22 protein-coding genes and 1 tRNA gene are annotated in these 21,709 nt (G+C 71.3%); 14 read left to right on the top strand and 9 right to left on the bottom strand.

Annotation, left to right across the window (positions count from 1 at the left end; translation table 11 throughout):
• Position 1: 1 nt before the first annotated feature.
• The 6 genes from G401_RS43655 (at position 2) to G401_RS0105315 (ending at position 5,698) form a co-directional block, all read left to right on the top strand.
• Entirely contained in the window at positions 2-697 is a 696-nt protein-coding gene (locus G401_RS43655) for a DUF4129 domain-containing protein (protein WP_157545360.1), read from the top strand.
• A complete protein-coding gene (locus G401_RS0105335; protein ID WP_027341683.1) occupies positions 694-1,251 on the top strand; it encodes a hypothetical protein in 558 nt (185 codons plus the stop codon). Before G401_RS43655 ends, G401_RS0105335 begins: the two co-directional genes overlap by 4 nt.
• On the top strand, positions 1,248-2,327 hold the full coding sequence (locus G401_RS43650; protein ID WP_084556845.1) for an AAA family ATPase: 1,080 nt from the start codon (positions 1,248-1,250) through the stop codon (positions 2,325-2,327). The genes G401_RS0105335 and G401_RS43650 overlap by 4 nt, the downstream gene beginning before the upstream one ends.
• 6 nt (positions 2,328-2,333) lie before the next feature.
• Positions 2,334-3,704 carry a DUF58 domain-containing protein gene (locus G401_RS0105325; RefSeq protein WP_084556906.1) on the top strand — a complete coding sequence of 457 codons (1,371 nt, stop codon included), beginning with the start codon at positions 2,334-2,336 and terminating at the stop codon, positions 3,702-3,704.
• Positions 3,705-3,714: 10 nt separating this feature from the next.
• A complete protein-coding gene (locus G401_RS52395; protein ID WP_157545358.1) occupies positions 3,715-4,266 on the top strand; it encodes a hypothetical protein in 552 nt (183 codons plus the stop codon).
• An 85-nt stretch (positions 4,267-4,351) separates the two neighbouring features.
• Positions 4,352-5,698, top strand: coding sequence for an NAD(P)/FAD-dependent oxidoreductase (locus G401_RS0105315; RefSeq protein ID WP_027341681.1), 1,347 nt, complete (start codon positions 4,352-4,354; stop codon positions 5,696-5,698).
• Positions 5,699-5,758: 60 nt separating this feature from the next.
• Here the strand turns inward: G401_RS0105315 and G401_RS0105310 are convergent, their stop codons facing one another.
• Positions 5,759-7,615 carry a hypothetical protein gene (locus tag G401_RS0105310; protein ID WP_245601624.1) on the bottom strand — a complete coding sequence of 619 codons (1,857 nt, stop codon included), beginning with the start codon at positions 7,613-7,615 and terminating at the stop codon, positions 5,759-5,761.
• A 150-nt stretch (positions 7,616-7,765) separates the two neighbouring features.
• Here G401_RS0105310 and G401_RS0105305 point away from each other — a divergent pair.
• Positions 7,766-7,847: transfer RNA gene (locus G401_RS0105305), tRNA-Leu, on the top strand.
• A 61-nt stretch (positions 7,848-7,908) separates the two neighbouring features.
• Here G401_RS0105305 and G401_RS0105300 read toward each other — a convergent pair.
• Positions 7,909-9,588 (bottom strand): choice-of-anchor D domain-containing protein, encoded by a 1,680-nt coding sequence (locus G401_RS0105300; RefSeq protein WP_027341679.1) that lies wholly within the window; start codon positions 9,586-9,588, stop codon positions 7,909-7,911.
• Between the two features lie 201 nt (positions 9,589-9,789).
• Here G401_RS0105300 and G401_RS0105295 point away from each other — a divergent pair, with 201 nt between their 5' ends.
• Complete coding sequence (locus tag G401_RS0105295) at positions 9,790-10,095, top strand: hypothetical protein (RefSeq protein WP_034590848.1); 306 nt, start codon at positions 9,790-9,792, stop codon at positions 10,093-10,095.
• Positions 10,096-10,109: 14 nt separating this feature from the next.
• Here G401_RS0105295 and G401_RS0105290 read toward each other — a convergent pair whose 3' ends face one another.
• The 3 genes from G401_RS0105290 to G401_RS43640 all read right to left on the bottom strand — a co-directional run bounded on the left by G401_RS0105290 (position 10,110) and on the right by G401_RS43640 (position 13,289).
• Positions 10,110-11,357 (bottom strand): acetyl-CoA C-acetyltransferase, encoded by a 1,248-nt coding sequence (locus G401_RS0105290; RefSeq protein ID WP_027341677.1) that lies wholly within the window; start codon positions 11,355-11,357, stop codon positions 10,110-10,112.
• 79 nt (positions 11,358-11,436) lie between these two features.
• Positions 11,437-12,225 carry an SGNH/GDSL hydrolase family protein gene (locus tag G401_RS0105285; RefSeq protein WP_034590847.1) on the bottom strand — a complete coding sequence of 263 codons (789 nt, stop codon included), beginning with the start codon at positions 12,223-12,225 and terminating at the stop codon, positions 11,437-11,439.
• Complete coding sequence (locus G401_RS43640; RefSeq protein ID WP_064741694.1) at positions 12,222-13,289, bottom strand: SGNH/GDSL hydrolase family protein; 1,068 nt, start codon at positions 13,287-13,289, stop codon at positions 12,222-12,224. Before G401_RS43640 ends, G401_RS0105285 begins: the two co-directional genes overlap by 4 nt.
• Before the next feature lie 59 nt (positions 13,290-13,348).
• Here G401_RS43640 and G401_RS43635 point away from each other — a divergent pair, with 59 nt between their 5' ends.
• The 4 genes from G401_RS43635 to G401_RS0105260 all read left to right on the top strand — a co-directional run bounded on the left by G401_RS43635 (position 13,349) and on the right by G401_RS0105260 (position 16,932).
• Positions 13,349-13,765 carry a YkvA family protein gene (locus tag G401_RS43635; RefSeq protein ID WP_084556843.1) on the top strand — a complete coding sequence of 139 codons (417 nt, stop codon included), beginning with the start codon at positions 13,349-13,351 and terminating at the stop codon, positions 13,763-13,765.
• A 21-nt stretch (positions 13,766-13,786) separates the two neighbouring features.
• A complete protein-coding gene (locus G401_RS0105270) occupies positions 13,787-15,157 on the top strand; it encodes a cystathionine beta-synthase (RefSeq protein ID WP_027341675.1) in 1,371 nt (456 codons plus the stop codon).
• A gap of 189 nt (positions 15,158-15,346) precedes the next feature.
• Entirely contained in the window at positions 15,347-15,697 is a 351-nt protein-coding gene (locus G401_RS43630) for a hypothetical protein (RefSeq protein WP_245601623.1), read from the top strand.
• Between the two features lie 323 nt (positions 15,698-16,020).
• The gene (locus tag G401_RS0105260) at positions 16,021-16,932 is read left to right on the top strand and encodes a dioxygenase family protein (protein WP_027341674.1); all 912 of its coding nucleotides are present in this window, start codon (positions 16,021-16,023) and stop codon (positions 16,930-16,932) included.
• A gap of 12 nt (positions 16,933-16,944) precedes the next feature.
• Here G401_RS0105260 and G401_RS0105255 read toward each other — a convergent pair whose 3' ends face one another.
• The 3 genes from G401_RS0105255 to msrA all read right to left on the bottom strand — a co-directional run bounded on the left by G401_RS0105255 (position 16,945) and on the right by msrA (position 18,496).
• The gene (locus G401_RS0105255; RefSeq protein WP_027341673.1) at positions 16,945-17,460 is read right to left on the bottom strand and encodes a type II toxin-antitoxin system RelE family toxin; all 516 of its coding nucleotides are present in this window, start codon (positions 17,458-17,460) and stop codon (positions 16,945-16,947) included.
• A 2-nt stretch (positions 17,461-17,462) separates the two neighbouring features.
• Positions 17,463-17,768 (bottom strand): type II toxin-antitoxin system prevent-host-death family antitoxin, encoded by a 306-nt coding sequence (locus G401_RS0105250; RefSeq protein ID WP_027341672.1) that lies wholly within the window; start codon positions 17,766-17,768, stop codon positions 17,463-17,465.
• Between the two features lie 74 nt (positions 17,769-17,842).
• Entirely contained in the window at positions 17,843-18,496 is a 654-nt protein-coding gene (msrA, locus tag G401_RS0105245; RefSeq protein WP_027341671.1) for a peptide-methionine (S)-S-oxide reductase MsrA, read from the bottom strand.
• Between the two features lie 72 nt (positions 18,497-18,568).
• On the opposite strand from msrA, the gene G401_RS0105240 reads away from it, so the two are divergent.
• Positions 18,569-19,705 (top strand): cystathionine gamma-synthase, encoded by a 1,137-nt coding sequence (locus G401_RS0105240; RefSeq protein ID WP_027341670.1) that lies wholly within the window; start codon positions 18,569-18,571, stop codon positions 19,703-19,705.
• Between the two features lie 118 nt (positions 19,706-19,823).
• Complete coding sequence (locus G401_RS0105235) at positions 19,824-21,206, top strand: amidase (protein WP_027341669.1); 1,383 nt, start codon at positions 19,824-19,826, stop codon at positions 21,204-21,206.
• Here the strand turns inward: G401_RS0105235 and G401_RS52390 are convergent.
• Positions 21,193-21,684 (bottom strand): DUF2269 family protein, encoded by a 492-nt coding sequence (locus G401_RS52390; RefSeq protein ID WP_245601643.1) that lies wholly within the window; start codon positions 21,682-21,684, stop codon positions 21,193-21,195. The genes G401_RS0105235 and G401_RS52390 overlap by 14 nt on opposite strands.
• Positions 21,685-21,709 lie beyond the last annotated feature (25 nt).

Here is a 21,709-nt window from a genome sequence, read left to right as displayed (position 1 = left end):
CGTGCCACGCCGGTGGATGCCGCTCGCCGCGGCCGCTTTTCTGCTGCTCCTGGTCGGCCTCGCGGCGACGACCGGATCCCTGCCGCTGCGAACCGCCCCCCTCGGGGCCCCCAAGCCGGCCGCGACCTGGGACCCCGGCCTGCCCACCGCGCATCCGCAGGTGCAGGAATCCGTCGGCGCGGCGGCCCAGCGCATCGTCATCCCCTCGATCCTGGTGTACGCGGTCCAGGCCTTCTGCCTGCTCCTCGTCCTCGGCATCGTGGGCGTGCTCGTCTACTTCCTGATCCGGGGAGCCGTCCGGCGCGTCAAGGAGATGCCGCCGCCACCGCCGGTGGGTTCGGCGCGCGTGGACTCCGCCAAGGAGATCCAGAAAGCGGTCGACCAGGGCCTGGTGGAGCTCGACGACTCCGACGCGGATCCGCGGAAGGTCGTCATCGCCTGCTGGGTACGCCTGGAGCGCGCCGCCGACCTGGCCGGCATGCCGCGTAAGCCGGGGGACACCCCGACCGAACTGGTCCTTCGGCTGCTCGCCGACCGGGCGGTGGACGGCACCGTCCTCAACGACTTCGCCGACGTGTACCGGGCGGCGCGCTACTCGCCGCACGTCGTCGACGTGACCATGCGGGACCGGGCCAGGGGCGCGCTGCGGGTCCTGCGCGACGCGCTGACGGTGGAGCGGGCGGAGGTGGCGCAGTGAGCGGGACGAGCATCGACGACCTGCTCGGCGGGCCGGCGCCGGAAGACCGGCCCGTGCCGTCCGGCCGCCCGGGTGCCGAACTGTTCAAGTACTTCCTGATGGTGGCCGCGCTGACGGCGGTCGGGCTCTTCGCCCTGCGGGTGTCCTCGCTGTCGGCACCGTGGTGGTTCGTGGCCGCGGTCGCGGTCGCCGCCGTGCTGGTCTTCCGCGCCGTCCGCACCGTACGCCCGCCGCTGCCCTCGCGGCACGCCGGCCGGTCGATGGGCGAGGGTGCGCCCGCCGACGGGCTGCGACAGGCGTTGCGGCGCTGGGAGACCCGGCTGGACTGGTGCCACGGCGACACGGGCGCGTTCAACCGCAAGCTGCGTACGGCGCTGGTGGAGATCGTGGACGAGCGGCTGCGGCAGCGGCACGGCATCACCCGGGAGTCCGACCCGGCGCGGGCCCGGCAGGTGCTCGGCGAGCCACTGTGGACCTTCCTGGCCGAGCCGGTACGCCGGCCGCCGAGCCCCCGAGAGCTGACCAACCTGATCGCGTGGATGGAGCGGATATGACCAAGGACTTGACGCCGGCCGAGGTGGGCCGGATCTCGCAGCAGGTCCTCGACCGGGTCGGTACGGTGATCGTCGGCAAGCGGAGCGCGCTGGAGCTGGTCTTCGCGGGCATCCTGGCCGGCGGCCACGTGCTGCTGGAAGATCTGCCCGGCCTCGGCAAGACGCTGACCGCGCGGATGTTCGCGCAGGCCCTGGGCCTGGACTTCCGGCGCCTGCAGTTCACGCCCGACCTGCTGCCGGCCGACGTCACCGGCTCGTTCCTCTACGACCAGCGCAGCCACGACTTCACCTTCCGGGCCGGCCCGATCTTCACGAACATGCTGCTCGCCGACGAGATCAACCGGACGCCGCCGAAGACGCAGGCCGCGCTGCTGGAGGCGATGCAGGAGAAGCAGGTCTCCGTCGAGGGCGTGACCTACCGGCTGGAGGCGCCGTTCCACGTGCTCGCCACGGCCAACCCCATCGAGTACGAGGGCACCTATCCGCTGCCCGAGGCGCAGCTCGACCGGTTCCTGCTGCGCGTGTCGTTCGGCTACCCGGATCCGGTCGAGGAGCTGAACGTGCTGCGCCGCCGGATGGCCCGCCAGCGCGAGGAGGCCGCCGTCGAGCCGGTCGTGGACGCCACGACGCTGCTCGCCATGCAGAACGCCCTGGAGGGCATCGACGTCGAGGACTCGATCGGGCAGTACATCGTGGCCCTGACCGGCGCGACGCGTACGCACCCGTCGGTCCTGGTCGGCGCCTCGCCCCGAGGTTCGCTGGCGCTCATGCTGCTCGCCCGGGCCCGCGCCGCGATGGCCGGCCGGGACTACGTGATCCCCGAGGACGTCAAGGACGTGGCCGTTCCCGCGCTCGCGCACCGCATGACGCTGCGCCCCGAGATGTGGCTCAAGCGGGTCGACCCCGCCTCGATCGTCGGCGACGTGCTCAGCACCACGCCCGCGCCCGCCAGCGGCGCCCTGCCCGCGTACGCGCAGGCGCACCAGCGGCCCGGCCCGGCGCACGGCCAGTCGGAGGACTGGGAGTACGCCGACCCCGGCCAGCCCGACCCCTACCGTTACACGGCCCGGGGCTGACCCGTGCTGCGTCCTGCCGTTCCGGTGCCGGGGGGTGACCCGCCGCCGGAGGAGACCTCGCACGACTGGCATCCGACCAAGGCGCTCGGCCGGGCGCTGGTCCTCGTCGGCCTGCTCCTGGTCGGCGCCGTCCTGTTCGGCCGGATCGACCTCGTCGTGATCGCCGTGCCCTTCGTGGCGAGCGTCGCGTGGGGACTGTCGCGCCGGCCGCGTACCGTGCCGGGGCTGCGGCTCGCCACCCTGGAGGAGTACGCGGCCGAGGGCGCGGAGCTGACCACCACGCTGACCGCCGCCAACCGGGACGTCGTCGCGTACGACCTGGTCGTGGCGCGTACCCAGCATTCGGCCTGGCTGACGCTGCGGTCGACCAACGGCGACAAGCAGCCCGACCGGCCCGTGGTCGCCGCGCTGAACCGGGGCGAGGCGGCCGACGTCGTCCTCAAGGGTCCGGCCCGCCGCTGGGGCCGGCACAGCATCGGCCCGGCCGCCGCGGTCGCCGCCGCCGGGGGTGGGCTGCTCGCCTGCCGGGCCGTCGTCACCGGTTCGCTGGGCTTCAAGGTCTTCCCCGTCACCGAGCCGTTCGCGGCCGTCGAGGCGATGCCCCGGGCGGCCGGGCTGGTCGGCCAGCACCGGTCCCGGCGAGCCGGCGAGGGCGGTGAGCTGGCCGGCGTACGCCAGTTCGGCCCGGGCGACCGGCTGCGGCGCATCGACTGGCGTACCACGTTGCGGACGCGGCAGCTGCACGTCGCGCGTACGCTGTCCGACCGCGACGCCGAGGTGGTGCTGCTGCTGGACGTGCTCACCGAGGCCGGCCGGTCGGGCGGGATCGCGGGCGAGGCGAGCGTGGTCGACACGACGGTGCGGGCCAGCGCCGCCATCGCGGAGCACTACCTGACCCTGGGCGACCGGGTCTCCCTGATCGAGTACGGCGCGAACGACCGGCGGCTGCGCCCGGCGTCCGGCCGGCGGCAGTTCATGATGGTGCTGGAGTGGCTCCTCGACGTCTACCCCCACCAGGTCGTACGCGTCGCGGGCGGGTCAAGGCTGTCCGCCGCGATCTCGCCGAACGCGCTGGTCGTGGTCATGACGCCGCTGCTGGACGCCCGGTCGGCGGACATGATCGCCGGGCTCGCGCGGGCCGGCCGGTTCGTGGTGACCGTCGACACCCTCCCGGCCGGCATCGGTACGCAGACCGCCAACGCCTGGACGCCCGCCGCGTTCGGCATCTGGCGCTTGGAGCGGGCCAACACGATCGGACAGCTGCGCGAGCACGGCGTACCGGTGGTGAGCTGGCAGGGGGCCGGCAGCCTCGACCTGGTGCTGCGGGACGTCGCCCGGATGGCCGGGCGCGCGCAGGGTGCCGGGGTACACCGGTGAGGAGGGCCCGATGACCAAATTCCTGGAGGCGATCAGCCGGATCACGCCGGCGACCGTTCTGGTCCGCGGCCTGGTCTTCGTGTTCACCTTCATCGCCCTCGTCCTGGCGATCCCGTCGTTCATGTTCGGCGTGACCCCGCTGTCGGTCGCCGCGCTCGCCGCCCTCGTGACCGCCCTCGCCCCCGGTACGCGGATGGTCACGATCGTCCTGGCCGCGGGCCTGTTCGGCTGGGTCGCGGGGTGGCTGGGCCGGCTCGGCGAGCTGAGTGCCGTGCAGCTCGTCCTCTTCGGGAGTGTGCTCTTCCTCGCACACTCGTCGGCGTCGCTCGCGGCGCTCATCCCGTTCGATGCGGTGGTCTCGCCGGAGGTTCTGCTGCGGTGGTACCTGCGGGCGTTCGCGATCGCCGGCGGCTCGGCTCTCGTGGGCCTCGTGTTGATCGTGGGGGCGTCGCTGACCTCCGGAATCAACGGCACGGCGCTGGCGTCCCTGGCCGGTCTGGCGGCCGCGGCGGGACTGATCGCCGTCCTCGTACGCCTGCTGCGGCGGCGTACGAACAATTGATCGGACAGCTTGTTCCCAGGTGTGCGCCATCACAAGTTTTCGCATCTGAACCGCCCTGCAAATGTCAACGGGCGAAGATAATGACGTGAAACCTCAGCGCATCCTTGTGGTCGGTGCCGGACATGTCGGGCTTTACGCAGCCCTGCGACTGTCCCGGAAGCTCAGTTCCCGCGAGGCCGAGGTGATCATCGTCGATCCCCAGCCCCATATGACCTATCAGCCGTTCCTCCCCGAGGCGGCGGCCGGAAACATCTCCCCGCGTCACGCTGTCGTGCCCCTGCGGCGAGAGCTCAAGCGCTGCAAGATCGTCGCGGGCGAGGTGACGAAGGTGGCGCACACGGCGAAGACGGCGACCGTGCAGCCTTACGTCGGTCCCGCGCTGGAGATCGAGTACGACCACATCATCGTGGCGCCCGGCAGCGTCTCGCGTACGCTGCCCATCCCCGGGTTGCGGGAGAACGGCGTCGGCTTCAAGACCATCGGCGAAGCCATCTACCTGCGCAACCATGTGCTGGAGCGGCTCGACGTGGCGGCCAGCACCACCGACCCGGCCGTGCGCAGCCGGGCCCTGACCTTCGTGTTCATCGGCGGCGGGTACGCCGGCATCGAGGCGCTCGCCGAGATGGAGGACATGGTCCGCGACGCGATCAACCGGTACTACCCGGAGCTGACCCCGAAGGACACCCGCTGGGTGCTCATCGAGGCCGCCAAGCGGATCCTGCCCGAGGTCGGACCGGAGATGGGCGCGTACACGGTGACGCAGCTGACCAAGCGCGGCATCGACGTACGCCTCGACACCCGCCTGGAGTCCTGCGTCGACGGAGTGGTGAAGGCCTCCGACGGCGACGAGTTCCCGTCCGACACGATCGTGTGGACGGCGGGCGTCAAGCCGAGCCCGATGATCGAGGCGACCGACTTCCCGCGCAGCCAGCGCGGCGCCATCACCTGCCTGCCGACCCTGCAGGTGGTCGACGGCGACCGGATCGTCGAGGGCGCCTGGAGCGCGGGCGACTGCGCGTCGGTCCCGGACATCACCGGCACCCCGGACGTCAACGGCCAGCTGCCGTTCTGCTCGCCGAGCGCCCAGCACGCGGTACGCCAGGCGAAGCGGGCCGCCGACAACATCCGCAACGTCATCCGGGGCCGGGAGGTCCGCCCGTACCGGCACAAGCACGTGGGTTCGGTGGCGAGCCTCGGCCTGCACAAGGGCGTCGCGCACGTCTACGGCGTGAAGCTGCGCGGCTGGCCGGCGTGGATGATGCACCGGACCTACCACATGAGCCGGATCCCGTCGACCAACCGCAAGGTACGCGTCATCGCGGACTGGACGCTCGCGCTGTTCCTGCGCCGCGAGGTCGTGCCGCTGGGCAGCCTGCACACCCCGCGCGAGGCGTTCGACGAGGCCGCGGCCTCGACCCCGCCCCGCAGCTGACACTCAACGAGAAACGGCGGGCCGCGATCGCGGCCCGCCGTTTCCGTATGCACAGCTGTTCTAGCTGATTCGCCAGACGGTCGCGTCGCCGATCGTCTGGCCCGGGCCGAGCAGCCCCTCCAGGGTCGTCTCCAGCGCCGCCCGGTTCGGCGTGTCGGTCAGCGCCACGCAGTCCGCCTGCCACACCGCCAGGTCGTGCTTGGCGATCGCCCGGTCGTCGTCGTTGACGTCGCGTACCTTGCCGGTGCGGGTCACCTCGTCGATCAGGGCCGAGGTCTGCCGCCGCGGGATGCCGATCGACGCGTTGCCCCAGCGCCCGTACGGTCCGATGAAGAAGCCCTCCGGCATCGAGAACGCCACCCGGGTCGCCGCGGCGTACCGCATCGGCTCGGGCTCGGGCGGTGTCGCCATCGGCACGGGCACGATCACCCCGCCCTCCGGCGCGCACTGCCGCCACAGCCCCTCGCTGTAGAACCGCGGGATCTCCGCGCGCTCGACCGTCGGCAGCGGCCGCGGGGTCAGCGGCACCAGAGCCGCGAGCACCAGCACGGGTACGCCGAGAGCCGTGCCCCGGATCGGCCGCGGGGCCGCCGAGCGAGCGTGGTCCCAGGCCAGCACGAGGACGAGGGCGATGAGCGGCACCGACGCCAGCGCGAAGCGCATGGGCAGCGCCCCGTCGACCACGGGCAGGCCCTGGATCAGCCGGTACGGGCCGGGAACGTGGGTGTTGTGGTGGGCTACCACGATCCGCGGGCCGAGCGAGAACAACGCCATCACCAGCGCCCCGATGCCGCTCGCCAGCGCGACCGGGTTGCGTCGCAGCCACACCGTGGCGGCGGTGGTCACCAGCAGCAGCGGCCAGCCGAAGAACGTGTTCAACTCGGTGTACCCGGTCGACAGGCTGGCCGAGTCCGCCGAGCCGGCGATCGACAGCGGCGAGAACGCCGGGAAACTGGCCAGGTCCGCGTAGAAGTAGTACGGGCTGAACGGCCCGTCCGGCACCGCCTGCGGCCCGTGGAACTGCATCCACAGCGGGTACGCGAGCAGCACGACCGCCACCCCGGCGGCCACGCCGATACCGCGTCCGAAGCGGGCGATCAGCGGCCGGCCCGGCTTGGTGACCCACGCGTACGCCCCGGCGACGAACAGCAGCGTCAGGGCGGTCAGGAAGAGGGTCTCCTCGCCGATGAGCACCTGGAGGCAGACGAGCAACGCGAGGGCGACCCCGCTCGTGGCCGTCCGGCGCCGGTCGTCGGCCACGGCGGCCCGCCACATCCGCACGACCGCCCAGACGATCGCGGGCACCAGCCACTGCGCGGTGATGTGCAGGTGCGCGTTGGACTGCGAGATCATCCCCGGGGCGAAGCCGCAGAGCGCCGCCCCGGCGACCGAGGCCGGCCGGCTCGCCCGCAGCGTACGCGTGAACAGGAAGTACCAGGCCGCGGCGGTGGCCGCCAGGTTGACGGCGACGATGACCGCGAACGTCGTGGCCGCCCCGTACGCGAGCGTGACCGGTGTGAAGACCGCGCCCAGCGCGATGACGGTGGTGTTGGCGAGCAGGTTGACCCCGAACGGCGCGTTGAGCCGGTCGGTGACGAGGTGGAAGCCGCCGCTCCAGATCTTGGTGTCGTAGGTCAGGAACCACTCGTAGAGCGTCTGGTCGTCGGGGTTCTGGGCGAGCGCGCGGCCGGTCGGGTCGGCGAGCAGGCCGTGCGTGAGCCAGATGGCGAAGGCGCCGAAGCCGGCAAGGATGAGCAGATCACGCAGCAGCGGTACGCCGACCCACCGCCGGGTACGCGCGCGCAGCCCACCCAGTGGACCGTCACCGGCCTCGGTGATGCCGCTGTCAGCGCCGGAATTTTCCGAGATTTCGACGGAATGCGGTGGTGGCGTGCGGGGCGGAGCAGTGCGCGTCACGGTGCGACCCTATCGTCCCTTCGCTCTCGGCACGCGCGCCGATGGCCGATCCGTGTGAATCCGCACTCGTGATCATCGTTGCGTGGGCCGAATCATGTCCGCCGTCGCGGCGCCCGTGCGATAGCGTGAGACCGCACCGCCGCCGGTCGCGCCCGAATGGCGAAATCGGTATACGCAGGCCACTTAAAATGGCTCGCCGCAAGGCTTGGGGGTTCGAGTCCCCCTTCGGGCACCGACACCGCAGCCCCGGACCGGTCACGGTCCGGGGCTGCGTTTCGTACGTCAGCTCAGGCTCACGCCTTGTGCTGGACGGCCGCCGGAGCGCCCTTCTCGAAGAGCTCGTGGCCGGATCCGCCACGGATGCCCTGGACCGCGATCGTGCCGAGGCTGCCCGCGGTACCCGGGTACAGCCAGTAGCTGCCGACCGCGTCGATGACGACGCCGGTGGTGCCGTTGTTGTTGTAGACGTTGAACTGGCTGCCGGCCAGGAAGGTGAGTCCCTGGTTGGCGGCGACCTGGCCCTTGGCGAGGTTCAGGTTGCTGACCTCGGGCTTGGGCAGGTCGGACGGCCACGCGGTGAGGTAGGTCGCCGCGGTCGGCGTGACGCCCGTGATGTTCAGGGCGAGCGCCTGGGTACCCGCGGGAGCGACCTCAGCCGGAACGGTGACCGCGCCGGTCTGCGCCGTGCCGAGGTTGGCCCCCAGACCCTGGCCGATGCGGCTGTCCACGATCCGCTGCGGAGCCGCCGGGGTGAACCGGAGACCGTCGGAGACCGTTCCGTCGTCGATCAGGCCAACGACATCGATGATGAAGTTGGTGTCCTGCAGGGTGAGGACGGTGATCGACGGCAGGTCGGTGTAGCCGGGGTCGCAGAGGTAGCAGGGGCCGACCGGGACCACGGCCAGGTTCGGCGTGATCTCCTTGGCGAGGTAGTTCACCGTCGAGGTGCTGGGGATGTTGTTCGGGTCCCCGTTCCACGCGGTGAGGTAACCACCCTTGGGGCCGCCGATGGCGGTGATGTTGACGATGACCGCCCGCAGGTGCGAGTTGAAGTCGGCGCCGAAGTTGAACGCGAACTGACCCCACTCGTCGGAGTGGAGCGGCTGGCCCCAGTCCGTGCGGCTGTCGAACTTGCGGTACGGCTCGACGGACTGGAGCTGGCCGCCGACGCTGCTGAGTCCGTTCGCGCCGTACCAGCCGCTCACGTCGGCGATGATGTGCGTCGAGGCGGACGCGTAGATGTCCACCTTCCCGCCGGTGCCGACCTGGACGGTGACGGAGTTGGAACGGGTCCAGCCCTTGGCGAAGTTCAGCGACGACGCGGTCGGACGGACCGCGGCGCCCGACGGGTAGGCCGTCAGGAAGCCGGGGCCGGTGGTGCCGGTGACCGTCAGGTTGAGCACGACCGCCGAAACACCGGTGCTGGGTACGCCGCCGCGGCCGGTCACCTGGAGGTGAACGGTGCCGCCCTTGCCGACGATGCCCTTGGTGACCCCGTTACCCGTACGGGAGTCGAGGATGCGGGCCGGGTTCACCGGGAAGTACGTGCCGCCGCCCTCCTTGACGCCGGTGGCGGTCACGTCGGCCGTGAGGGAACCGGCCGCCGTGTTGGCCACGACGTTTAGGGTGGCGGCCTGCGCGCCCGCCGTGACGGGGTTCGCGGTGACCCGGATGGTGCAGGTCTGCCCGGTCGTCAGGGTGGCGCCCGTGCAGGTGTTGCCCGTGACCGAGAAGGCGGCCGCGTTGGCGCCGGTGAGCGATACCGCTCCCGGGGTCAGCGACGTGTCGCCCGTGCTCGTGACCGTCACGGTCTGAGACGTGGAGTGGCCGATGTTCACCTGGCCGAAGGCCAGGCTGGTGGGGCTGAGGCTCGCCTCGGCGAGACCGTCGGCCGCGTGGGCCGCGGTAGCCGGGATGCTCCCGACGGCCGCGATGAGGATGGCGCCGAAGACGGCGCTGCGAAGGGTGCGCAACAGAACCCCCGATTTTCTTGGCGAGAAGCGCATTCCAGCAGCGGAACCTAAGTCATACCGAGGATCCTTCGCAAGGCAAAAGATCTGCTGTGGACCGAACGGCCCGCCGACTCAGCCGAAAGGGCCGCGTACCGGATCGAGGAGAATGTCACCAACCACATCCGACAAGCCGACAATCGGACGAAATGGAGTGCAGGGTAGATGAGCAAGATCACAGCGCGGCATGCCCTCACCCGGCAGGTGGACCTGCTCGTGGGCCAGGTCGCCCACTGGCCTTCCCCGCGCTGGCGCGATCGTGGCGAGACCGTGTACGCGCTCGTCCAGGACTTCGCCGACGCGGGCGCCGAGGCGGAGGGGCGGCCGCGCCGGGGCGTACCACGGCTGGCCGACGCGAACCTGCCCGACCAGTTGCGGGTGACGGTCGCGGACGCGCTGGCGGCCGGCGTACCGGACGAGGAACTCGCCCGGCTGGCCGGCCGCGTGGAGGCTGTGCGCAGGTCGCTTTAGGTCTGTCGCAGACCCTAGGAGAGCCGTTCCAGGATCATCGCCATGCCCTGGCCGCCGCCGACGCACATCGTCTCGAGGCCGATCGACTTGTCGTTCCACTGAAGATTGTTGATGAGTGTGCCGGTGATCCGGGCGCCGGTCATGCCGAACGGGTGGCCGACGGCGATCGCGCCGCCCATCACGTTGACCTTGTCCAGCGGCAGGCCGAGCTCCCGATAGGACGGGATGACCTGGGCGGCGAACGCCTCGTTGATCTCGGCCAGGTCGATGTCGTCGATCGACATCCCGGCGCGGGCGAGGGCCTGGCGGGTCGCGCCCACCGGGCCGATGCCCATGATCTCGGGGCTCATCGCGGTGACACCGGTCGAGACGATCCGGGCCAGCGGGGTGATGCCCAGCTCGCGGGCTTTCGTGTCGGACATGACGATCACCGCGGCCGCGCCGTCGTTGAGCGGGCAGCAGTTGCCGGCGGTCACCCGGCCGTCCGGGCGGAACACCGGCTTCAGCCCCGCGACCGCCTCCAGGGTCACGCCGGCCCGGGGGCCGTCGTCCGCGCTCACGACCGTGCCGTCGGGCAGCTCGACCGGGGTGATCTCGCGCTGCCAGAAGCCCGCCGCGATGGCCTTCTCCGCGTTGTTCTGGCTGCGTACGCCGAACTCGTCCATGTCGGCCCGGGTCACGCCGTACAGGTCGGCGAGGTTCTCCGCGGTCTGGCCCATCGACATGTAGATGTCGGGCAGCTCGCCGTCCTCGCGCGGGTCGTGCCACGTCGCCGCGCCGCCCTCGGCGCGCTTCGCGGTCCGGGCCACGGCGTCGTCGAACCGGTGGTTGCGCCACGTGCCGCCGACGAGTTCCTGCGCCTCCGGCGGCAGGCCGTCCGCGCTGCCGCGGGCGAACCGCGAGACCATCTCGACACCGGCCGAGATGAAGACGTCGCCCTCGCCGGCCTTGATCGCGTGGTACGCCATCCGCGTCGACTGCAGCGACGAGGCGCAGTAGCGGGTGATGGTCGCGCCGGGCAGCGTGTCGTAGCCCATCAGGGTCGCGACGACCTTGGCCATCTGGTGGCCCTGCTCGCCGCCGGGCATGCCGCACCCGAGATAAAGATCTTCGATGGTACGCGGATCCAGCTGCGGCACCTTGTCCAGAGCCGCCTGGATGATCGTGGCGGTGAGGTCGTCGGCCCGAAGATCCTTCAGCGAACCCTTGACCGCCCGGCCGATGGGCGAGCGCGCGGTGGCGACGATGACGGCTTCAGTCATCCTCCGAGATTACTTATGAGTAACCTGGCCGCGCCAGAGGGTGTGACTTTCTTCGGTGCCGTGTCCGGGCCGGGCGCGATCAGGGCAGTGTCGGGCTGACCCCGGCCGCGTCGGCCACCGCCGGCATCAGCGCGTACGCCCACACCCGATACCCGTCGGCCGACGGGTGGTACCGGTCCGAGCACAGCGTCGCGGGGTCGGCCCGGAACACCGGACCGGTCTCGGTGGCGAGGTCGACGACGGCGCCGCCCGCCGCGCGTACGGCCCGCAGTTGCGCACGGGCGACGCGGCGGCCGAGATAGGCCACGACCTGGCGCAGCGGCGGCGCTATGGCCCGGGCGGCGCCGAGGTCCGGGCAGGTGCCCACGACGACCTCGACCCCGGCCTCGCGCAGGCGCCGGACGGCGGTCCCCAGGTGGCCCGCGGCCTCGCCGGGGGAGCGCAGGCCGATGACGTCGTTGGCGCCGACGAGGATGACCGCGACGTCCGGGCGGTCGCCCAGCAGCGCGCGGGCGACCTGGGTGGCGAGGTCGGCGGAGCGGGAGCCGGAGACGCCGACGCTGGAAAGCTCGACCCGCCGGGCGGCCCCGCCCGGCGCCGCGAGCAGCGCGGCGAGCTGGCCGCCGACGGTGTCCTTGACGGTCTCCACGCCGACGCCGAGCGCCGACGAGTCCCCGAGCATGACCAGGCGCAACGGCGGCGCGTTGTCCTCGCCGTGCCGCGTTCGCAGGTTCAGGCCCAGCGCGGGCTGCGCGTACGTGCGCCGACGCGCGAGGACGGCCTCGGTCGTGAGCAGCACAGCACCGCCCACCGTGCCCGCGACCAGGGCGATCGTCGCGGCCTTGCCCGCCCGCCGGACCAGGCTCATGAGGTCAGTCCCTCCGCTCGCACGTCGGCCGGGCGTACGCCGACCGGGTGGAGACCCGCCCCGGGCCGGACGTGGACGCCGTGTTCCGGGCGCAACGCCTCCCGGACGCGGTGGCGCAGTTCGGCCCAGCGCCCGCGCGGACCGCGTTCGCGGCCGCCGACCTCGACCCCGCTGACCTCCGTACCAGGGCGGCGAACCGCCTCGGCGGCCGCCTCCGGCAGCGACCGTACCCCGGATGTGGCGGTTTGCGCAGCCGGACGATCGTCCTGTCGATGCACCGCGGCCACGGCCGTCGGCAGCAGCACGGCCGCTGCCAGCGCGTACCCGTCCGCAGAGGGGTGGAAGCGGTCGTCGGCGAACAGGCGCTGCGGATCCCGGGCGAACTTCGGCCCCAGCAGATCGCCGAGCGACACCGTCCGGCCGCCGGCCTCGACCACCGCGACCGTCTGGGCCATCGCCATCTGCCGGCTCCAGCGCCGTGCCACCCACCGCAGCGGCGGGCGGATCGGTTGCACCGCACCGAGATCCGGGCACGTGCCGACCACCACCTCGGCCCCGGCCGTACGCAGCGCGCGTACCGCCTCGACGAGATGGCGTACGGCCACGTGCCGGTGACCGGGGCGGGTGACGTCGCGGGTCACGTCGTTGGCGCCGATGAGGATCACGCCCAGGTCCGGCGCCGTCCCTTCGAGCGCGACCTGGACCTGGTGGCGCAGCTCGTCGGAGTGCGCGCCCACCACCGCCAGCACGCGCAGGTCGACCGGCCGGTGCAGGCGGCGGGCCAGCCCGGTCGCGATCAGCGCGGCGAGCGTCTCCCGCGGACGGCGTACGCCGAAGCCGGCCGCCGACGAGTCGCCCAGCACGACGAGCGACAGCGGCCGTCCGGGGAACCGGGGACCGTAGCGGCCGTCGGCCCGGGGCGGCGGCGCCTCGGCCAGCGGAATGATCCGCTTGGCCGCCTCGGCCTGCCCGAACAGTACGCCGACCCCCACGAGGCCGGCCCCGACCAGCAACCCGCCGGTGTACGCGGCGGTCCGTGCGATCTTTCGCCCAGCGGTGCTCATGGACCTTCCCGAGTAACGTGGATGTTCGGAACCTCCACGACCTAGGTTAGCGAGGGCACATGGGACGGACCATGAGGCGTACCGCGGCGCTGACGGCGTTGTGGCGGGCGGTGACCGCCGCCCATCGAGGCGGACCGGGGCTCGGTGCCCGGCTGATGGCCGCGCCGCGGCTCATCTTCCACTCCGTGACCGGGCGTTACGACGGTTTCAGCCGGGTCGCGCTGATGAGCGTGGCCACGCTGTACATCGTGTCGCCGATCGACCTGATCCCGGAGATCCCCTTCGGGCTGATCGGCCTGATCGACGACACCGTGGTGCTGGCCTGGCTGGCCGGGGCCTTCCTGTCCGAGACCGACCGGTTCCTGGAATGGGAGCGGATCGCCAAACCGGACAAGCGGGCACGAAGCCGCGTACACGACACGCCACCGCCCCGGTACGCGCCCGAGGACGTGATCGACGGTCAGGTCGTCGACTAGGCGACGTAATACGCTTACCCGATGCGATATGTCGACAACGTTGTTGATCTGATCGGCGACACCCCGCTGGTCCGGCTGCACAGCGTGACCAAGGGTGTGACGGCGGCCGAGGGGCCGATGGTGCTGGCCAAGGTCGAGTACCTCAACCCGGGCGGTTCGGTGAAGGACCGGATCGCCACCCGCATGATCGACGCCGCCGAGCAGGAGGGCCTGCTGCGCCCGGGCGGCACGATCGTCGAGCCGACCAGTGGCAACACCGGTGTCGGGCTGGCCCTCGTGGCGCAGACCCGCGGCTACCGCTGCGTGTTCGTCTGCCCCGACAAGGTCAGCGAGGACAAGCAGAACGTGATGCGCGCGTACGGGGCCGAGGTCGTGGTCTGCCCGACGGCCGTGGCGCCCGAGGACCCGCGCTCCTACTACTCCGTCTCCGACCGGCTCGTACGCGAGATCCCCGGCGCCTGGAAGCCCGACCAGTACTCGAATCCGCACAACCCGCGGTCGCACTACGAGACGACCGGACCGGAGCTGTGGGCGCAGACCGAGGGGCGGATCACGCACTTCGTGGCGGGTGTCGGCACCGGCGGCACCATCTCGGGCGTCGGCCGCTACCTGAAGGAGGTCTCGGGCGGCGCGGTGAAGATCATCGGCGCCGACCCCGAGGGCTCCGTCTACTCCGGTGGGACCGGCCGGCCGTACCTGGTCGAAGGCGTGGGCGAGGACTTCTGGCCGACCACGTACGACAAGTCCGTCTGCGACGAGATCATCGAGGTCACCGACCGCGAGTCGTTCGAGCTGACCCGGCGGCTCGCCCGCGAGGAGGGCCTGCTCGTCGGCGGTTCCTGCGGGATGGCGGCGGTGGCGGCGCTCAAGGTCGCGGCGAGCGCGCCGGCCGACGCGGTGATCGTGGTCCTGCTGCCCGACGGCGGCCGGGGCTACCTGTCGAAGATCTTCAACGACGACTGGATGTCCCGGTACGGCTTCCTGGCCGCCGAGGGGCCGACCGTGGCGGACGTGCTGCGGGCCAAGTCGGCGGGCATGCCGTCGCTCATCCACGTCCACCCCTCCGAGACCGTCCGCGACGCGATCGACATCATGCGCGAGTACGGCGTCTCCCAGCTGCCCGTCCTCAAGGCGGAGCCGCCGGTGGTGACCGGTGAGGTGGCCGGCTCGATCGCGGAGCGGGACCTGATGGACGCGCTCTTCGCCGGCCAGGCCCACCTGCACGACATGCTGGACAAGCACCTGTCGCCGGCGCTGCCCATGATCGGCGGCGGCCAGCCGGTCGCCGAGGCGGTCGCCCTGCTGGCCAAGGCCGACGCGGCGATGGTCCTCGTCGACGGCAAGCCGACCGGCGTCGTCACCCGGCAGGACCTCCTCACGCACCTCGCCTGAACCTGTACGTCCACGTGGGAGGGTCCGCTGCGGCGGGCCCTCCCACCTGCGTACGGTCACCTTCTCGGGCGACGTGGCGGACGTCGGACAGTTTGTCCGAGTGTGACGCTTGACCAAGGCGTTGACTTCCATGTCAGGAACACCGCTCCACGGGGCGCCGTCGGTGCTCCGCCCGGGGGGAGGAAGTCAGTGATCAGCGTCGCCGATCCGCTGTCCGGCAGCGGCAACGCCGCCGGGGACACCGGCAGCACCGCCGAACCGACGGACGTCCTGGACCGTCTGCTGTGGCAGGACGCGCAGCACCTGCTCGCCCGCCACACCCCGCTCGACGGCCTGGACACGCCCGACGACGCCTGCTCCTGGTGCGGCCACTCCTGGCCGTGCCCGCCGCGACGGCTCGCCGAGCGCGCCGCGGCCGCGTCGACGCGGACCTGGCAGCAGGCCTGGACCGTCCGGCACGACCTGAACAGCCTGCGCGCACTGCCCAGCATGCGTACCGGCGCGTCCCCTGCCCACCGAGGAGCGTTCTTCGACTCATGAGCACGGGTGCCCCGCCGTCCGCCGGACCCGTCCCCCGGATCCGACCGACGACGAGGGAAACCCAGTGAGCGGCGACGTGTACGCGCCCGCCAGCGCTCACGTCCCGCGACACCCGTCCCGCGGTACCGGGTAGGCCGCCTCCGCCGACCCGCACAGCACCTCCGGCCAGGAGCTGACCGCGTAGCGGACGGGTTCGTTGGGCGGGAGTACGCACAGACCGGTTCCCCGCAGTCCGGTCGGCGTACCTCCCGCCCAACTTTTCTTTCAGGTGTTTCCCAGGCGCTATCGACGGGTCACGCACGACTCCTACGTACGGTCGGCGCATGGGACACGATCACGAGGGTCAGCGGGTCAGCCGCCGTGCGGTCTTCGCCGGAATCAGCTCCGTCGGCCTCACCGGCCTGCTCGCCGCCTGCGGCGCGGACGGTCCGGGCTCGGTGACGACGTCCACCGGCGCGACCGTCACCCCGCAGGCGAGCACCGCGGCCGACCTCACCGACCTGTTCGCGGGGGCCGGCACCTGCACCCTGACGAAGACGACGACACAGGGCCCGTACTACTTCGACGCCGACAAGATCCGCAGCGACATCCGCGAGGACCGGCCCGGCACGCGGCTACGGGTGGCCATCAAGGTGCAGGACAGCGAGACCTGCAAGCCGCTGTCCGACGCGGTCGTCGAGATCTGGCACTGCGACGCGGCGGGCGCCTACTCCGGCGCCGAGTCGATGTCGCAGGGCGGCGGCGGTGCTCCCGGCGGCGGTGCTCCTGGTGGCGGTGCTCCTGGTGGCGGGGCTCCCGGTGGTGGCGGGACCCCGCCGTCCGGCGCTCCCCAGGGCGGCGGGATGCAGGGCGGCTCCTCGGAAGACGACGGCTCGATGGACCTCAAGCCGCAGGACGACAAGCGCTACCTCCGCGGTGCCCAGGTCACCAACGCCGACGGGATCGTCGAGTTCACCACGATCTGGCCGGGCTGGTACCGCGGGCGTACCGTGCACATCCACGCGATGGTCCACTTCTCGGACAAACGGGTACTGACCACGCAGATGATGTTCGACGAATCCCTCAACACCACAGTCTTCACGAACGCCCCGTACGCGAGCCACACCGGCCGGGACACGTTCAACGACAAGGATTCGATCTACCAGGACTCGATGCTCATGAAGGTCACGCAGCCGGCCGACGGGTATCTCGGGGTGATCGTCTTCGCCGCCGACTCCGACAAGGACGGCAGCTGATCCGATTCCAGGTCAACCGCCGGCTGTGAATTTCGCCCAAGCGTCGACGGCCTGCTGCAGATCCATCGCGGCAACCTCCTCGCGAGGCAGGCGGACTGTGTGGATCAGTCGCGTCGCCAGCCAGTCCGGCACGGGCTCCGGTGGCGACGGAGGCGGGAAGCCTGCGATACCTTCCGCCTGCCGGCCCAGCCGCTCGATCACGTCGCCGAGCGCGGTCAGCTCGGGCCGTGTCACGGCTGCGGCGCGTACGCGAGCCGACGCTTCCGCGTACACCTCGGCGTCGGCGCGGGCGCCCACGGCCCAGATCTCGCAGATCTCGATCACGTCGGCGTTGACCCGGTAGACGATGCGCCAGGTGTTGTTGCCGACCACGAGTTTGCGGAAGCCGGCCAGCTCGCCACCCAGCGGATATCCGGCGACGACGTTGGTCTCCAGCAGGAGGATCTTCTTCAGGACCCGGGGAACGACCTCCGGGCCGAGACGGCGCAGGTCGTCGATCGCGTCGTTGGTGAACCGGATGTCTGCCACAGTCACTCGTCCGGCAGTTCGGCCAGGGACTCCCGGGTATGGCCGTATGCCCGCAGCACCTCGTCGAAGCTGGTCCGCTCGCCGGTGTCGGAAACCTGCCGCGCCAGCGCCAGGGCGAGATCCCGCAGGTCCTCGGCAGCTTGAGCCAGTTCTTCCAGCCGGTGGTACGCGATCACGGCCGCGACCGGCCTTTTGTGCCGGGTGACCACGACATCCGTACCCTGCTCGGCCTCGGTGACGAGGCCGGCGACGCCTCGCTGTGTGGCCTCGGTGACCGACATCTCCTGAGGATGGACAAGGATCGTCATACCGATAACTGTACAGAATTCTGTATAGAAAAACGCCCCGCTCCGAGAGGGGAGCGGGGCGTTTCATCAGATGGCTAGGCGGTCTTGGCTACGCCGACCGGGCAGGTCATGCCGTTCGGACCGATTCCGCAGTATCCGTCCGGATTCTTGGCCAGGTACTGCTGGTGGTACTCCTCCGCGTAGTAGTACTCCGCGAGCGGCCCGATCTCCGTCGTGATCTCGTCGTACCCGGCGCTCTTGACGATGGGCGCGAACGCCTCGCGGGACGCCTGCGCCTCGGCCAGCTGCTCGGGCGTGGTCGTGTAGACCGCCGAGCGGTACTGCGTACCGACGTCGTTGCCCTGGCGCATGCCCTGGGTCGGGTCGTGGTTCTCCCAGAAGACCTTGAGCAGGTCGCCGTAGCTGATCACGGCCGGGTCGAACACGATCCGCACGGCCTCGGTGTGCCCGGTGAAACCGGAGCAGACCTCGTCGTACGACGGGTTCGGCGTGATGCCGCCGGCGTAGCCGACGGAGGTCGAGTAGACGCCGGGGAGCTTCCAGAAGAGTCGCTCGGCGCCCCAGAAACAGCCCATGCCGACGATCGCGACCTGGGCTCCGTCAGGCTCGGGGCCGGTCAGGGGAGTGCCGAGGACGTAGTGGCCGCCGGCGACTCGCATCGGGGTCTCCCGGCCGGGCAGGGCCTCGGCCGCGGTCGGCAACTCGAGCTTCTTGCGCCACACGAACATGGGATGACACCTCCGGGTGTGCTGGTGCGGCGTAGCGCCGCTGTTCAAAGTCTGCCCGACTAGGCTGAGGTGATGTCTTACGGTTTCGAGACGCTCGCCATCCACGCCGGCCAGGAGCCGGACGGGCGTACCGGCGCGGTGATCCCGCCCATATTCCAGACCTCGACCTTCGCCCAGGATGCTGTCGGGGCGCCGCGGCTGGGTTACGACTACTCGCGGAGCGGCAATCCGACCCGCGACAGCCTTCAGGAATGCCTGGCGGCGCTCGAAGGCGGACGTCACGGGCTGACCTTCGCCAGTGGTCTCGCCGCTGAGGACACCCTCCTTCGCGCTGTGTGCAAGCCGGGTGACCACGTCGTTATTCCCGACGACGCGTACGGCGGGACCTATCGGTTGTTCGCGAAGGTCGCGCAGCCCTGGGGGATCGACTTCACCCCGGCGCGGCTGACCGACGTCGACGCGGTACGCGCGGCCGTCACCGACAAGACCAGGTTGATCTGGGTCGAGACGCCGACGAATCCGCTGCTGGGGATCGCGGACATCGCGGCGCTGGCGCAGGTGGCCCGGGACGCCGGGGCGCTGCTGGTGGTGGACAACACGTTCGCCAGCCCGTACCTGCAGCAGCCGCTGGCGCTGGGGGCGGACGTGGTCGTGCACTCGACGACGAAGTATGTCGGCGGACACTCCGATGTGGTCGGTGGTGCCCTGGTTCTGAACGACGAGACGGTGTTCGAGCAGGCGAAGTTCCACCAGAACTCGATGGGCGCGGTCAACGGCCCGTTCGACGCCTGGCTGACCCTGCGCGGGGTGAAGACCCTGGCCGTACGCATGGACCGGCACTGCGACAACGCCGAGCGGATCACGGAGTACCTGAGCCGGCATCCGAAGGTGGCCAAGGTGCTCTATCCGGGCCTGCCCGATCACCCGAACCACGAGGTGGCGGCCAAGCAGATGCGCCGGTTCGGCGGCATGATCAGCTTCCGTACCGGCGATCCGGCGAGCGCGGAGGCCGTGTGCAACCGGGCGAAGGTGTTCACCCTCGCGGAGTCGCTCGGCGGGGTCGAGTCGCTCATCGAGCACCCCGGCCGGATGACGCACGCGAGTGTCGCGGGTTCCGCCCTGGAGGTGCCGGCCGACCTCGTACGCCTTTCCGTGGGCATCGAGACCGCGGATGACCTGCTCGCGGACCTGGAGCAGGCGCTGGGCTGACCCACCGTCCATGCACGAGCGTTGCGCCCCGGGCCGAAGTTGGCGCGGGGCGCTCGCCGTCTCCGGCGGCCCACCGCGGGTACAGTGGTCCAACGCACTGCTGGGGAGGAGTGGGTCCATGTCGGAGACCTGGGTGGGGGCGACCGGGAAGCAGATAGCCCGCGCCGTGCGGCGGGGCGACATCTCCGCGACCCAGGTCGTCGCCGATCATCTGGACTACATCCATTCCCAGGACGGGCAGATCGGCGCCTTCCGGGCGCTGCGCGAGACCGAGGCCACCCTGGAGGCGGCGAAGGTCGACGATCAGCCGGATCTCGGGCATCTCCCGCTGGCCGGCGTACCGGTGGCGGTCAAGGAGAACACCGCCGTCGCGGGCCTGCCCACATGGAACGGCTCGGCCGCGGCCCGGTCCACTGTGGCCGAATCCGACCACGAGGTCGTCCGCCGCCTGCGCGGCGCCGGCGCGATCATCGTCGGCGTCACGCGCATGCCCGAGCTGGGCCTGTGGGGGACCACCGACGACGCGTCCGGCATCACGCGCAATCCCTGGAACCTCGACCGTACGCCGGGCGGATCGTCGGGCGGCTCCGCCGCCGCCGTCGCGGCCGGGCTCGTGCCGATCGCGCACGGCAACGACGGCATGGGCTCCGTACGCATCCCCGCCGCCTGCTGCGGACTCATCGGGCTCAAGCCCGGGCGCGGGGTCGTGCCGTCCCAGATCGGCCTGGACTCCTGGTTCGGGCTGACCGAGAACGGCGTCTTCGCGACGACCGTCGCCGACGCGGCCGTCGGCTTCCACGTGCTCGCCGGGCGTACGCCGGGGAAGCTGGAGCACCCGCCGCGCCTGCGGGCCGCGATCTCGCTGCTGTCGCCGGTGGCCGGTTCGAGCGCCGACGACGATGCCAAGAATGCGGTCTCGATCGCGACGAAACTGCTGGTGGACGCCGGGCACGACACGGTGTCGGCCGATCCGGGCTACCCGTTCAACCTCGGCCTTCGTGGCCTGGCCACCTGGTTCGGGGCCGCCTGGCGCGACGCCGAGGCGGCCGGCCTGGACCTGTCCACATTGCAGCGGCGTACGCAGCGCCACCTCAAGGTCGGCCGCTGGGCGCTCCAGCGCGGCTACGTACGCGAAGCCGACCGGATCAACTTCCGGGCCCGGTGCGAGGGGTTCTTCAACGACGGCCCCTACGACATCCTGCTCACGCCGGCCCTGGCCCGTACGCCGTTGCGGGCGGCCGAGTGGTCGAGCCGGTCCTGGCTGAGCAACGTGCGCGCCAACATGAAGTACGCGCCGTTCGCCGCCCCGTGGAACATCTCGGGTTTCCCGGCCCTGACCGTCCCCGTGGGCGTACGCGCCGACGGCATGCCGCTCGCCGTTCAGCTCGTCGGGCCGCCGGGCAGCGAACTCGTCCTGCTCGCCGTGGCCGGCCAGTTCGAGATGCAGCAGCCGTGGCGGCGGCACGCACCGGGCTTTCCGCGTACGGTCAAAATGGCCTGATGGTCATCAAGAGCGTGATGAGCGCGAAGGCCAGCAGGACGACGATCCCGGCGCCGTAGACGCGGCCGGTGATCGCGTCGAGCCGCTCCTTGAGCTGGAGGTCGCCGCCGGTGGCGGTGAGCGCGGCCGTGTCGGGGGTGGCCTCCAGGACGCCCTCGGCGACCATGTTCGCGGCCTTGCGTAACGCGGGCACCGCGTAGAAGAAGACGAGTCCGAGCGCGACGACGTAGAGGGTGCTGGAGATGATCACCCACGGGTCGCCGAACTTCACCTTCCCGCCGCTCGCCGACACCGTGAGTACGCCGAGCAGGGCGGTCAGGATCGAGCCGAGGCCGTAGAAGCTCATCTGGTTCGCGGCGGCGCGGACCCCGTCGGCGCTGCGCCGGGCGATGGCCCGGCGGCCCACGAAGGGCGCGCTCATCAGCGGGCCGATCAGCATGACGGCGCTGAGGACGTGCAGTGCCTTGACGAAAGTCATCACGAATCGGATCATAAGTCGCGAA

Source organism: Hamadaea tsunoensis DSM 44101 (assembly GCF_000428945.1).
Taxonomy (GTDB): domain Bacteria; phylum Actinomycetota; class Actinomycetes; order Mycobacteriales; family Micromonosporaceae; genus Hamadaea; species Hamadaea tsunoensis.
The sequence above is the reverse complement of the archived record's forward strand: the minus strand, read 5'-3'. Positions and strand labels throughout refer to the sequence as shown.